This window comes from Candidatus Margulisiibacteriota bacterium, from assembly GCA_028715625.1.
Classification (GTDB): domain Bacteria; phylum Margulisbacteria; class Riflemargulisbacteria; order GWF2-35-9; family GWF2-35-9; genus JAQURL01.
Genome location: JAQURL010000028.1, coordinates 1,371 through 15,109, shown reverse-complemented (window position 1 = coordinate 15,109; position 13,739 = coordinate 1,371). Strand labels below are relative to the sequence as shown.

Below are 13,739 nucleotides of genomic sequence, written 5' to 3'. Positions count from 1 at the left end.
GGTCCAAATGATAATTAACGGTAACGCAGAAAAAATGTATATCGGCACAAAAGATAATGGTAACCCCATCAATGCTTTTATTGTTGATGATTCTGCCTTTATGATTAAGACTATTCAGCGCATGCTGGAGAGTTTCGGCTGTGCGGTTATAGGTTCTGCCACCGACGGTGAAGACGCCATTACTAAAGTCGCCGGAATCGGTGCGCAGATAGATGTTTTGACCCTGGATATTTCCATGCCGAAGAAAGACGGGTTGTCCGCATTACCTGAATTACTGAAAATAAACCCGCGGATGAAAGTGATTATGGTCAGCGCGTTAGGTGATAAAGATAAAGTAAAACAAGCTATAATGCTTGGAGCTAAACACTTTGTAGTGAAACCGTTTAAACAGGAAAAAGTATTTGATATTATTCGTTGGGTTGTGGAAAAAGATTAACAAGGTATACTCTTAAGGAGGACATTTAATAATGAATGTTGAATATATAAACCCGTTTCTGGTTGCCATCAGCAACGTATTAAAGGAAGTTATCCCGGATATCAAGGTTACAAGAGGGCAGCTGATCAAAAGAAATACTCCTATGATCACCAAAGGCTGCGCTTCATTAATCGGTATAACCGGAGATGTAGAAGGCCGGGTAGTGTTTGATATGTTAAAACAGACTGCGGTTAATATCGCCAGTTCCATGAACGGCGAAAAATTTGAAACTTTCGATTATATGGTAAGTTCCACAATTAATGAAATGGCTAATATGATTTGCGGCGGAGCGATTACTATCCTGAATAATAACGGCAAGAACCTGGATATATCCGCGCCGACAATATTTACCGGGCAGGATCTGGAGCTTTATGATTCCAGCATGCTCAGTGAAGCCATTATAGTTCCTATTAATACTGACCTGGGCGAAATTTTTGTAAATGTAGCCATACGTGAGAACTAGTTTCTTTCGTGCTTGATTATTTCATGAGATGGATATTTTTTTTATTACTATTTGCCAGTTGGTCACTTTATAGCGAAACTTCAGACGATTCACATTCATTTATCCAGCCTCTTTTTAAAACATCTTATATATATCAATATACTGATAAACAGATCAAAAAGAATGCCAGGCCCGCTGAATTTTTTTCGGAACTGGACAGTTTTTACAAACTGCGACCTGAATCTCTGAAAGAATTTTACAATAAACCGAATAAAAAGATGGTTTTTTATGTTCAGAATAAAGATCAGGGTGCGAATGATAAACTCTGGTATAAGCTCAGAGCATGTGAGATTACCGACGAGCTGAAACAAATTTTTTCACAAAAAGTAACAACCGCCAAAACCGCGATTACCTATAAAAACGGCACCGGTCCTGTTATAAATCTGACGGACGGGGATATTATTGTTGTGCTTGATTGTGAGGTCGTTTCAACTGCGATAGAATATATGGGCAGTCAGGTAAGTACAGCAATCCTGGACTTGAATTTGAGCTATCGAATTTATTTACCCGAGGTTTTCGGCCGGGATCCCGTGGGTAATTTTTTTATCAAAGAGAGTTTCACTAATAAAACAATGCAGTGTCAGAAACTCCTTAGTTTATTGAAGGATAAGCTGCAGAAGATTTATGCCTGGGAAGATATAGGAACAATTCTGAAATATCTTGATGGTAAAAGTGATTTGTCTCACTTTTTAAAAATCAAATGGAACCAGAACCCTGACGATATCTTCGCGTTGAAACTTTTAACCCTGACCAGACCGGCGGAAATACAGAAGGAACTTTTGCAAAACGGCCGCTACGAGGAGCTGATCAAAACAAGTATGCTAAGTCCTTATGATAAACAACTGGGATCAGGACTGGAACGTTATATTGCTGATAACGGGCGTTATCTGGAAAAGGTTTCGATTTTATACTATCTGTATATAAATAAATATCCGGATTTGCAAAATTTATTAAATGACATTTTGGCAGAAACCGACACCAGAGAAAAGCTGGAGTATATAGGCCCTGCTTTATATTTGTGCACTGTTTTCGGTAATGATGAAACCTTGGAATATCTGAAAAAAATATACTTTAATATGGTGGAGATCAACCCGGGTTTACTAAAGAAGTCTTCTATCGATCTTTTAAAGACTTCCATCGGTGCGCTGGAACGAAAACCCCATGATAAATGATCGTAAATACTACGAGAACCTTGAGCAGAAAAATTTTAAACCCTATGCGGTGATTTCCAAGTTTTCCAAAGGGCGAAAATTTGCTGAGGAAGCAGATCAATACAGGACTGTGTTCCAACGCGACCGCGATCGGATAGTGCACTCCAAAGCTTTTCGCAGATTGAAATATAAAACGCAGGTATTTGTGATTTTTGAAGGTGACCATTATCGGACCAGATTATCGCATACTCTGGAAGTAGCACAGATAGCCAGGCATATTGCCAGAATGCTGGGTATAAATGAAGACCTGGTTGAATCCATTTCTCTGGCCCACGATCTGGGGCACACACCATTCGGGCATGCCGGCGAAGAACAATTGGATGATCTTTTACAGGACGCAGGCGGGTTTGAACACAATTTACAAAGTAAACGGATTGTAGAACTGCTGGAAAATAAATATCCCGATTTCCCGGGTTTGAATCTGAGCCAGGAAGTACTGGACGGCCTGATGAAACACTTTACGCCTTTTGATCATCCGGCCAATACGCTGGAAAAAGATATTGTGCATCCCTCCCTGGAAGCACAGGTTGTGAACCTGGCAGATCAGCTGGCCTATGTGAACCACGATCTGGATGATGGTATTGCCTCCGGCATATTAAATATGGACGAATTGGTAACAGAGGTGGACTTATGGCGCGAGGCGCAAATAAGTAACGAGCATCAGTACAAGAATTTTAATGCGGAACAGATAAGGTTCCTTAATGTCAGATACCTGATAAATCTTATGGTACTGGAGGCTGTCCATTATTCCACCAAACGCATAAAAGACCTGAATATTAAAACTTTGCAGGATGTATATTCCAGTGATGAAAGGATTGTGGATTATTCAGCCGGATTCAAAAAAAGAGTAATAGATCTGCAAACATTTTTATATAGCAGATTTTATAATGATTACCGGGTTCTACGGATGTCTATCAAAGGCAAAAGATTTATTAAGGACCTTTTTGATCAATTTAATACCAATCCCGAACTTATGCCCAAAACAGATTTCCAAAAAATCGAAAATGGTGAAAACCAGAAAAGGGTCATAGCGGATTATATTTCACAAATGACGGACAATTTTGTGGTTGAAGAACATAAAAGAATTTTTGAAATCGAAAAAGAAGCTATGAATTAGCCAATTCAGCTTTAACAGCATTTTTCAGCCCGGTTGTTTCCATTATTATATCTTTGATGTTTTTCTTCATTTCATCATAAGACAGTCCTTGTGTAATTTTGTAATTAGGCAGCACGAGTCCCGAATCTCTGAGTTTATTCAAAATATCATTGATTTGGTCTCTGGATAAACCTTTAAGTTGAGAAAGGGCTTCCTTGCTGAGCATTATGTTTTTGGAAAGGACCTTGTTTATCAAATTATTTGTCGCGTCCGCGTAATAGGCATAACATATTGTGGTGATTTTGACCGAAAGAAAGGAAAGTTTTTTAAAATCCGCCTTGCTTAGTTTGCCATTGTTATTTTTTAGCAACTGGTTGTAATAGCTATTCCCTAGATGTTCTTTTTGCCTTAGGGACAAAAGGGTGTCCAGAGGGCAACCGCTGATCACATTTTCATCTGAATTCAACAGTAACCTGATAATAGACTCATCGGCTTTTAAGTTTTGTTCCGGGGCAAGTCTTTTTAATAAAGCGATTTTTTTATTAGTATTAATAAAGTTTGTAGCGCAGAAATTAAAGGAAATGCTGATCAGGGCTACTCCCACAAAGGGCAGAATGGTATCCAGAACTCTTTCCGATTGCGGGTCAGGGTCTTTATAAAGTTTTATCAGAAACTCTATTTTTTTATTTTTTTCCAGTTTATTAAAATCTGCCAGGTTCCCCTGCATTATGTTGTTACAGAGTAAAACATACTCGTTGTTGTCCATAAACTGATCATGCTCGATAGAGTCTTTTATCAGATCTTTGAGCTTGTTTTCCTCAGTTTCTTCAGACCTCATGTTTTTCAGGTCCCGGCCACCGTCTTTATCGGTTTTCAGAGGGTTTTCCTTGCTTATTTCCACTGTTTCACGATCGATTTGCAAATTATCATAATCGGTCTGCATCTTGACCTGAGCTTTATCCTGTTTTGCTTCTTCCTTTTTTTCAACAGCCTGCTGACCGAGTGTTACGTTAATCTGATTGGTTACCTGATTAATTGCTCCGCTCATAACTATTCAGCCACCTGCTTTACAGACAAAACATTATCATCCAGTTTCAGTTTGGCAAGTTCTTCCAGAGTATTAAGTACGGTAAGTTCGCCGGTTAACTTTTCAACAGCGATATAATTTAGCATATCATTAAGGACAGGATGTTTGGCCTTAAACAGGTCCAGACCCTCACTAGAGGCTTCTTCAATAATTTGCTGTACCTGCATGATTTTTTTTATATTTTCCAGAGACAATTGGTTATAAAACGTATTGGTCATAGTGGCGATATCCTGCCAACCCAAACATTCCAGTGTTTTGGTGCTGTTTACAAAACCGGATTCTTCGTCGTAAATGACCATTTCCGGCAGGAATCTTTTATTAAAGGATTTAAGGTTTTTCAAAAATTTAATTGATGAACGCAGATTTAAGGAAAACAAGAATTGCTGTTTGGAAATATTGCCCTGTGGCTTGGTATCGCCAGCTTTTGTTTTTGAAGCCGCTTGGGTTTCTTCTCTTTTTTCTGTTTCTTCGGTCTCCAGTTCCTCGGCGTCTTTTTGTTGCAGGATTACCTTTTTCAACCAGCGCGCAAATAACTGGGTGTTAGCCCCGGTAATCATGCTTTTCAGAACAGGATCGCCTTTTTCTCCCAGCAACTTTTGTTCCAGTTCTTTTTTCATGTCGTCGCTTTGTCTTTGCAGTTTTTTCAGATTGTTATTAGGTGTTAGATATTCAGCGAAACTTTCAGGCAGTTCCGGCAAAGGCGAGTCTTTCAAGATATTAATGTCTTTTATTTTTTGAAGTTGATTAAAAGATTGAGCGGTTAGGTTTTTGCTATCGTGTTGTTGGACGCTTATTTCCGTTTCAACGGTTTGTTGCTGGTTATTTTCTTCGGAATTCTGCGCTACTTCCTTGAATTGTTGGCTGAATGTTTTTTGCGTTCCCGGATGCTGTTTGATCTGCGCGTTACCGGTAGATGTAGCAGATTTTTCAGGGAATATCGGATCCTGGCTGATATTCGGATTGATAATTGAAGCGTTAATATTACTGCTTATTTCCAATTAATTCTCCATAGTCCAACGTTATTTCGAGCGAAGGGTTTTCTTCGCGCCAGTCCGAAAATGAATGATAGTGTCATCCTGAGCCTGGCCTGCCCTGAGCATAGTCGAAGGGAAGGTTGACTATCGCACTGTGAGTCATGCTTCGTCCCACCTACGCTAAAGCTTCAGCGCGGCAAGCAGGCTCAGCATGACAGCCCATATTTTATCCTTGCCCTTCTGTATCTATAGTATCGCCAAAAAAATGGAATTTTATTCATTCTTTTTTTGTGTTGGAATAAAACAGAAAAATAGAATACATAATCGGAAGTAAAAACGGCGATATTAATAGTGAGTTATTTATAAGGGGGAAAAATGACAAGCGTAAACTTTAAATATATGGATAGCAACACCGGTCAGATGAGAACTATTTCCGGGGATCTGGAATCCATGAGCAGTGAACAGTTATCAGAGCTGACCTCGGAGATTACAAATATGAGCTCAAAATATGCATCGTCCATAGCTGGTTACGACGGGGATACAAGTAGTATCTCGGTTACAGATTTAGAAATGGCAGTGGGTATCGGTGGAACATTTACCAGTGCCACTATAAAATCTACAACCAATCCTTTTTATAAAGAGAATTATGATGGATCATCATGGTACCAGTATTCTAAAAGTTTGGACCATGTAAGCGAACAAGTGAAAGATATCGACAGCAGTGTAGATGGTTTATCTGTGGGTGCTTTAACGGATGCGGAGAAAAAAAACATGACTTCCGCGCAAATAGACGCATATGGCAACGCTGGAAAAGACCTGGAGGTTATTAAAGAAAAGATAAAAGCCCTCGTGGAAACAATGAAAAAAACAGACAGTAAAAATAAAAATGACACAACTGTTTCGACTCAATATGCGGAATTGAACAGTTTGATAAGTACTTTTAAGTCCAATTATGGTTCTTACTCAGGCTGTTCCGCTACAATAAGCAGTCTGGATTCCATAGCTAATAAGAACCTGTCAGATCTTAGCGCCAGAGCGACATTTGAGAACTTTATGCAAGGATTCTTTCTGGCTCCGATAAAAGCGGAAATGGCAAAGGCTGCCAAGACTACCAATAAAGAAGAAATGGAAAAAATGGGTTATTCGACCGACTAGTATAGTTGATTAAATAAAAAAGGGAGGAATAAAATGACAACAGTTTCTAAAGAAGGGATCGTAAGTAATTTAGATTATTCGCAAATACTGGCAGGGACAGAGTTTGAGGGCAGGGATTGGTGCCAGCTCAGCAAAGACCAGCAGGCCGAGGCTTTAAAAGCTTACCTGGGTATTTCAGCAGACAGCAGCGCCACAATTACTATAACTAATTCCTATACAAATTATTCCGGAACTTGTGACGCAGTCGAATTTACTATTTCCAATTGCAGTTCGTCGGAGGCTGTGGACCATCTGAATAATAAGATGGTGCATTTTAATGACGGTGCTGACGGTACAAGCGATACTGAGTATTTAGCTATATTAAAAGTTGTAGGCTCTAAAGATCATATACCATTGATTGATGCAGCTTTCGATGCCAGTGGTATTGAAGGGGCATTCAAGATGGCTGTTGAGCTTAATCGGCCCAAAGATATGGATAAGTCCGGAACTGTGCATGGTACTATTTCCAATCTGGGGCGAACAATCGACGGTTTATATAATTCCATGCTGGACCTGGCCAATTATTTATCATCGAACAGCGAAGCCTTTGAAGACCCTGGACAACTGTTCATGATGCAGACATATTTATCTATGATGAAAGAAACTATCGCTTCCTTAACCGCAATAGGTACAGGCAGTGTAAGCAAAACTCTGGAAACTTCTCTGCAGAATTTTGCGTCAGCGGTTAAACAGTAACTAAAGAATAAGCCGGACGTATAATATCGTACTCCGGCTTGATTATCCTCCGAACGCAACCTTACTTTATTTAAGGAAACAAGTAAGCGGTCAGTCGGCAAGCATCGAATAATAGTTGTAGCATTGTAAGGATTTGGTGCAGATTACTTTTTCTTTTTCCAGCAGGTGCTTCAGCGTTTCTCTGGCAGTTATCTTTACAGCTTCGTTAATATTCGAATAAACCAGTTTTTTTACTATCAGGGCGTGATCTATTTTTTTCCCGATTTCCACAATATCAGCCAGGTAAACAATTTTTTCCAGTAGGGACATTTTCATTCTTCCGGTAGTGTGATATTTGATGGCCATTAATATATCCCTGTCGGTTATGTCCAGTTCATATTTGGTTATAAGCATGCTTACAGGAGCATGTAGAGTGGCCGGAGAATTAAGCTCGCAGGAAGTGAATCTGTATTTGTATTTTTTACCAGTAGCCAGTAACTCTTCTGTACTCATGTCCTTGGCAATATCGTGGTAAAGTCCGGCTATGTAGGCATTTTCAGGTTTTTTATAATTATAATATTCAGCAATTTTTTGAGATATTCTGGCAACTTCCAGAGAGTGTTTAAAACGTTTTGTAGTCAGGTATTTTCTCAGAAGAGAGTGGTTAGTTGACAATTATCTCCCTGCCACCTAATTCAAATCCATGCATTTTTTGAATAACATCTTCTATTTTATCATCAGGAACTTCTATGAATCCAAACCCCCTCGACTTCCCGGTCAGTTGATCAAGTTCTATTTTGGCACGAACTTCATCTACCTGGCTTATATCTTTAAATAATCGGGTTAACTCTTCTTCGGAAACATCCCAGGGAAGGTTCCCTACATACAAGCTAGTACTCATAATCCACCCACTTTCGACTTAAACTGATTTTAAACAATAAAACTTGTATAATATTATCGTCAATGAATCAAATTTATTTCATTATATTTTAGTGGGTGAATAAAATCAATATTTTTATGTTTACTTAAGGTAATATTTGAAGTAAACAATTTGTGTCAATTTATTATGTCCATGGTTTTTTATTATTAACCGGTGTCATCCCCGACTCGATCGGGGATCCAGAGGGGTATTGATAAGTGATAAGTGGTAAGTGTTAGGTGGTAAGTTGAGGGCTTAAGGTTTAAGGTTGAATTGAGTAATCGTTTAACAGGTGAGTCGAGTCACCCTTCACTTTTCACGCTTCACTTTTCACTTTTCACGCTTCACGCTTCACGATTCACCATCTCACTTCTCAAATAGCCGTACCTCTAAAAGTTTAGTATAATAAAACCGGAGCTAAAATGGCAGAACGACGCACATCTTTTTCCAATGATTTTTATTTGATAGGCGGAGTGCTTGTAGTACTTATAATGCTGCTTGTACCGCTTCCTCCCATACTTGTGGATTTATTTGTATCATTTAATTTTACCTTATCGGTATTGATTTTGCTGGTGACCATGTACGTGCAAACAGCCCTGCAGTTCAGTGTTTTCCCAACATTTCTGCTCATAGTAACTCTGTTTCGGCTGGCGCTGGGAATTCTGGTGACCAGATCACTGCTGCTGACAGCCAATGCCGGAAGTATAGTGCAAACTTTCGGTCAGTTCGTAGTGGGGGGCAACTACATTGTCGGCATCGTTATCTTTACGGTACTGGTAATTATTCAATTTGTAGTAATTACCGGTGGTGCCCAGCGTGTCGCTGAAGTAGCGGCCAGGTTCACCCTGGATGCCATGCCCGGTAAACAGATGTCTATTGATGCGGATTTGAACGCCGGAATTATCGATGAAGCTACTGCCAAGCAGAAACGAATCGATATTGCCAGAGAAGCCGATTTTTACGGGGCTATGGACGGTGCAACCAAATTTATAAGAGGCGATGCTATCGCTGCCATAATTATTATCATTGTAAATATTCTGGGTGGTTTTATTATCGGTATGCTGCAACTGGGTATGACCATTATGCAGGCTCTGCAAACTTACACTTTGTTAACAGTCGGCGCAGGTATCGTATTGCAGATACCGGCGCTGCTTATTTCTTCGGCGACAGGCATTATAGTTACCAAAGCGGCCTCGGATAAGAGTCTGGCTGAAGATCTGGGTAAACAACTTTTCTCGCACCAGCGGGTAATGTATGTTTCTTCCGGATTATCCTTTTTCGCAGCGTTTATTCCGGGTATGCCCATTATTCAATTTTTATTGCTGTCCGGCCTTTTCGGTTATCTGGGATACAACATAAATAATGTTAAACAAAAAGAAATGGAAGTTCTGGCCAAGGAAGAACAGCAAAAAAAACAGGAAGCGGCGCCTCCTCCTGAAAAAATTATTCCCGCGTTGCAATCCGACGTAATGGAAATGGAAATCGGTTACGGCATGATACCCATGGTTGATCCCAAACAGGGAGGGTCGCTATTGGATAACATTACTTCCATGCGAAAAAAAATGGCTTCGGAGCTGGGAATAGTGGTCCCGCCCATACGTATAAGAGACAATATTTCCTTAAAACCCAACAATTATGTAATAAAAATAAAAGGAGCGGAAGTTGCCAGAGGTGAACTGATGATAGACAGGTATCTGGCCATGAACCCGGGAAATGTTACAGAACGAATTTCCGGGTTTGATACGGTGGAGCCGACCTTCGGATTGCCCGCTCTCTGGATAACCGAAGCTGACAAGGAACGAGCCCAGATTTCAGGTTACACAGTAGTTGATGCCGCATCTGTCATTATTACCCATATTACCGAGGTAATCCGTACGCATGCCGCTGACCTGTTGGGTAGACAAGAGGTAAAGCTGTTGCTGGATAATGTTAAAAAACAATATCCGACTGTGGTTGATGAGCTTACTCCCACTTTGATGGGGCTTGGAGATATCCAGAAGGTATTGCATAACCTGCTCAAAGAGCGGATACCGATAAGAAATCTGGTGACCATTCTGGAAATATTGGCGGATAATGCCAAAGTAAATAAAAATATTGATGCTTTAACTTCTTATTGCCGACAGGGATTGGCCCGGGTTATTACCAAAATGTACCAGACACCCAAGGGAGTTATTGCCGCTATTACGCTGGACCCAACGCTGGAACAAAAAATAGCCGACTCTATTCAATATACAGATCAGGGTGCTTTTACTTCTTTGGATCCGGTTTTTATACAGAAAATGTTCACGCTTTTATTGGAAGAGACCGACAAAATTACGAACCTCGGGTATCAGCCGATTATAGTCTGTTCATCAAGCGTTCGGCCCCATTTTAAAAAGTTGACAACCAGGTCATTTCCTAATTTAATTGTATTGGCGTATAATGAAATAGTGTCTGATGTTGAAATCCAGGCGTTAGGATTAGTGAGGATGCCCGATGAGAATTAAAAAGTACGAAGCCCAGGATATGAAAGAGGCTATCAAAATGATCAAGAAGGATTTCGGCGCTGATGCCATTATCCTTCATTCCCGTACAATTAATAAAGGCGGACTATTCGGTTTCTTCGGCAAAGAAATGGTTGAAGTAATGGCCGGTGTGGATATAAATATCATGGAGCAGGAGGAGCAGAAAAACGAGCCCTTTATTCCGAAGATTACACCATTAAGCGCCAGGGTTAAGGAAAAAGACCCGGGCACGCGTACCGTCGAATCTATTTTTACTCCCAAGGTCGTAGAAAAATCAGAAGAATCCATGCCAATTACCTCCAGTCTGGAAAAGAAGGTAAGTTTTCTTTCCAAGGAAATGGAAGATATCAAGGATACCTTGAATATTATCATGAAAAAGGTGGCTAATTCTCCGCACCCCATGATTTCTCCCAAGCTTATACTCTATTATAAAACCTTGGAACATCTTGGTATTGCCGAAGATACAATTATCAATATCCTGCAGGAAGTGGAGACCAATTTCAAAGGACAGGAACTGGAAAACAGCAATAAAATTTTTACCTATATCAAACAAAAAATTACTTCCATGCTCGGCACGGTTTATCCTCTGGACCTGGAAAGTGAAAACAGCAAAAAAATTGTGGCGCTGGTTGGACCCACCGGAGTTGGAAAAACCACAACCATAGCCAAGATGGCTGCAAATTTCAGCCTGATCCAGAAAAAAAATGTAGCTCTGATCACAATCGATACTTTCAGGATCGCAGCTATAGAGCAGCTCAGGAACTATGCTAACATTATCGGTATACCGCTGGAAGTTGTCTTTAATCTGGAGGATTTTTCCAAAGTTCTGAGAAAATTTAAATCCGCAGACCTCATCCTCATTGATACTGCCGGTCGTTCTCCGAAAAATAACGAACAGATACTGGAACTTAAAAAGTTTTTAAAGAATTCGTTTATAGACACCCATCTCGTGGTCAGCGCTACCGCTAAGCCAAAAGATATTTATAATACAATCAGAAAATACGAAGTTTTGGGTGGCAACAAGATAATTATAACCAAGCTGGACGAGACAGAATCCTGCGGGATTATTGTGGATATGGTATCCAAATATAATAAGGAATTAACATATTTTACCAACGGTCAGAATGTGCCGGATGATTTTGAAGTCGCTTATCCGGAAAAAGTAGCAAATATAATCTTTTCAGATATAATTAGTTATTCGGGGGAATAACATGGATCAGGCAGATAATCTTCGTCTTCTAGTAAAGATGAAAAAAATGAGTGCTGAATATGAAAAACAAAGCTCCAGACCTTTGGCTAAAATTATTGCTTTCACAAGTGGAAAAGGAGGGGTTGGCAAAACCAATTTGACCTTAAACCTGGCTCTGATGCTTTCCAAGGAACAGGGTAAAAAAGTCCTGGTGCTTGACGCTGATCTGGGTACAGCTAATATTGATATTATGATGGGTGTAATCCCCAAATTTAATATCAGTCACGTGATCCTGGATAATAAAAGTATTGAGGAAATTATTATTGATGGCCCTTATCAGGTAAAAATCATACCGGGTGTTTCCGGAATGGCCAATCTTACTACACTTACAGAAATTCAGAAATTGCGTTTTTTCGAGCAGCTGGAAATTTATCAGGCTAAGCATAAACCTGATTATATTTTTATAGATACCGGAGCGGGATTGGGCAACAATGTTATAAATTTTCTTCTGGCCGCGGATGAAATTATTGTTATATCCACACCGGAACCTACCTCCATGTCTGATGCTTATGCCATTGTTAAGGTAGTAAATCAATACAATTGTAATATCAAAATTAACGTGGTAATTAATCTGGCTAAAAGCGAACAGGATGCCAAAAGAGTTTTCCAGATTTTATTTAATGTCAGTGAAAAATTTTTAGCTAAAGAATTAAATTATCTGGGGTTTATAAAATATGACAGGATGATGCCCATAGCAGTAAAACAGCAAAAACCGTTAGTGCTGAGTTATCCCGGAGCTGACGCCAGCCTGGAAATATTAAAGCTCAGTAAATGCATTACCAATAAAACAGCTGATACCAATAAAACTTTTAAAAATTTCTTTGAGATAGCCGGGCGATATTTCGGCTGGAACCATGATTAAAAAATACAGTACATTATTTGCCATTATTGCCTCGATTATAGTTTTTGCTGAAGGGTTGTTTGTAAACCTGTCCTATCAGACGCTGGCAATCAGAACCATACTTGTGTTCTGCGTTTTTTACATTTTAGGTAATCTGCTCGGAGTTATTACCATTGAGGCTTTACTGGAGAATCAGGTAATGAAATCTGCGATAAAAAAAGCCGCCGCGAAAAAAGAAACCACAAAACCTCAATGATAACCCCCCTCCAGCATTATAATACCGTTATCGATGAAGACAGTATTAGCAAACTGGTTGAAGAAAACCTGGCTCTGGTTAAATATGTCATATCCCGCATGGAAATCCATTTGCCCTCTGGTATGGATAAAGAGGACCTCGTAAGTATAGGCAACTGGGGGCTCATAGAAGCTGCGCGGCATTTTGATGTTTCAAAAAACGTAAAATTTCAAACTTATGCCTATATAAAAATTAAGGGAGCCATACTGGATGAAATCCGCAAAAGCAGTTTCGGCGGTCAGACCATTGTGCGTAAACAAAAACAACTCATGGATGTTTATACTGAGTTGGAACAGAAGTTTAACCGGCTGCCCACCGATGAAGAAGTGGCCTTAGCTCTACATGTTAGTCCGGATAAACTGGAAAAAATGCTGGAGGAAACCAGCGGGGCTTACCTGGTTTCACTGGATAATTTTGTGGAAGACGATGACAATCTGCGGGTCATGGATCGTTTGTCTACTGAGGATGATTATTTAGACGCGATAATCGATAGTGAACGTACGCAGCTTTTAACGGCAACTATAGAAGGTTTGGCTAAAAATGAAAAGCTGGTCCTCAGCTTGTACTACGAGCAGGAATTGTCACTCAAAGAAATCAGCCTGATAATGGACCTGTCCGAATCGCGTATTTCGCAAATTCATAAAAAAGCGATTTTTCGTATAAAGAGTGTAATCAATAATAGCTAACCTCAACCGCCTCACCCCCAACCCCTCTCCA

The 13,739-nt window shown here is 39.9% G+C and carries 15 protein-coding genes; 11 read left to right on the top strand and 4 right to left on the bottom strand.

The genetic code is table 11. From position 1 onward, the window contains the following. The first annotated feature begins 7 nt into the window (after window positions 1-7). The 4 genes from PHV30_05935 to PHV30_05920 are packed head-to-tail and all read left to right on the top strand — an operon-like array spanning window position 8 to window position 3,305. Entirely contained in the window at window positions 8-436 is a 429-nt protein-coding gene (locus PHV30_05935; GenBank protein MDD5456556.1) for a response regulator, read from the top strand. Between the two features lie 31 nt (window positions 437-467). Then, window positions 468-938 (top strand): chemotaxis protein CheX, encoded by a 471-nt coding sequence (locus tag PHV30_05930; GenBank protein ID MDD5456555.1) that lies wholly within the window; start codon window positions 468-470, stop codon window positions 936-938. 23 nt (window positions 939-961) lie between these two features. Then, entirely contained in the window at window positions 962-2,149 is a 1,188-nt protein-coding gene (locus tag PHV30_05925; GenBank protein MDD5456554.1) for a hypothetical protein, read from the top strand. After that, window positions 2,139-3,305 carry a deoxyguanosinetriphosphate triphosphohydrolase gene (locus tag PHV30_05920; protein MDD5456553.1) on the top strand — a complete coding sequence of 389 codons (1,167 nt, stop codon included), beginning with the start codon at window positions 2,139-2,141 and terminating at the stop codon, window positions 3,303-3,305. The genes PHV30_05925 and PHV30_05920 overlap by 11 nt, the downstream gene beginning before the upstream one ends. On the opposite strand, the gene PHV30_05915 is transcribed toward PHV30_05920, so the two are convergent. Then, window positions 3,295-4,332 (bottom strand): hypothetical protein, encoded by a 1,038-nt coding sequence (locus PHV30_05915; protein MDD5456552.1) that lies wholly within the window; start codon window positions 4,330-4,332, stop codon window positions 3,295-3,297. The genes PHV30_05920 and PHV30_05915 overlap by 11 nt on opposite strands. 2 nt (window positions 4,333-4,334) lie before the next feature. Next, window positions 4,335-5,369, bottom strand: a complete 1,035-nt coding sequence (locus PHV30_05910; protein ID MDD5456551.1) for a hypothetical protein — start codon at window positions 5,367-5,369, stop codon at window positions 4,335-4,337. A gap of 351 nt (window positions 5,370-5,720) precedes the next feature. Between PHV30_05910 and PHV30_05905 the strand changes: the two genes are divergently transcribed. Together PHV30_05905 and PHV30_05900 are read left to right on the top strand one after the other, a co-directional pair. Further along, the gene (locus PHV30_05905; protein MDD5456550.1) at window positions 5,721-6,500 is read left to right on the top strand and encodes a hypothetical protein; all 780 of its coding nucleotides are present in this window, start codon (window positions 5,721-5,723) and stop codon (window positions 6,498-6,500) included. A 33-nt stretch (window positions 6,501-6,533) separates the two neighbouring features. Then, on the top strand, window positions 6,534-7,235 hold the full coding sequence (locus tag PHV30_05900) for a hypothetical protein (GenBank protein MDD5456549.1): 702 nt from the start codon (window positions 6,534-6,536) through the stop codon (window positions 7,233-7,235). 90 nt (window positions 7,236-7,325) lie between these two features. On the opposite strand, the gene yqeK is transcribed toward PHV30_05900, so the two are convergent. Together yqeK and PHV30_05890 are read right to left on the bottom strand one after the other, a co-directional pair. Then, window positions 7,326-7,889, bottom strand: a complete 564-nt coding sequence (gene yqeK, locus PHV30_05895) for a bis(5'-nucleosyl)-tetraphosphatase (symmetrical) YqeK (GenBank protein ID MDD5456548.1) — start codon at window positions 7,887-7,889, stop codon at window positions 7,326-7,328. Beyond that, window positions 7,879-8,115, bottom strand: a complete 237-nt coding sequence (locus tag PHV30_05890) for an RNA-binding protein (GenBank protein MDD5456547.1) — start codon at window positions 8,113-8,115, stop codon at window positions 7,879-7,881. Before PHV30_05890 ends, yqeK begins: the two co-directional genes overlap by 11 nt. A gap of 440 nt (window positions 8,116-8,555) precedes the next feature. Between PHV30_05890 and flhA the strand changes: the two genes are divergently transcribed. The 5 genes from flhA to PHV30_05865 are packed head-to-tail and all read left to right on the top strand — an operon-like array spanning window position 8,556 to window position 13,708. After that, window positions 8,556-10,619 (top strand): flagellar biosynthesis protein FlhA, encoded by a 2,064-nt coding sequence (gene flhA, locus PHV30_05885; protein ID MDD5456546.1) that lies wholly within the window; start codon window positions 8,556-8,558, stop codon window positions 10,617-10,619. Next, window positions 10,609-11,847, top strand: coding sequence for a flagellar biosynthesis protein FlhF (flhF, locus tag PHV30_05880; protein MDD5456545.1), 1,239 nt, complete (start codon window positions 10,609-10,611; stop codon window positions 11,845-11,847). Before flhA ends, flhF begins: the two co-directional genes overlap by 11 nt. Before the next feature lies 1 nt (window position 11,848). Further along, window positions 11,849-12,748, top strand: coding sequence for a MinD/ParA family protein (locus PHV30_05875; GenBank protein MDD5456544.1), 900 nt, complete (start codon window positions 11,849-11,851; stop codon window positions 12,746-12,748). Beyond that, a complete protein-coding gene (locus PHV30_05870) occupies window positions 12,741-12,983 on the top strand; it encodes a hypothetical protein (protein ID MDD5456543.1) in 243 nt (80 codons plus the stop codon). Before PHV30_05875 ends, PHV30_05870 begins: the two co-directional genes overlap by 8 nt. Then, complete coding sequence (locus PHV30_05865) at window positions 12,980-13,708, top strand: FliA/WhiG family RNA polymerase sigma factor (protein MDD5456542.1); 729 nt, start codon at window positions 12,980-12,982, stop codon at window positions 13,706-13,708. The genes PHV30_05870 and PHV30_05865 overlap by 4 nt, the downstream gene beginning before the upstream one ends. The last annotated feature ends 31 nt before the right edge of the window (window positions 13,709-13,739 follow it).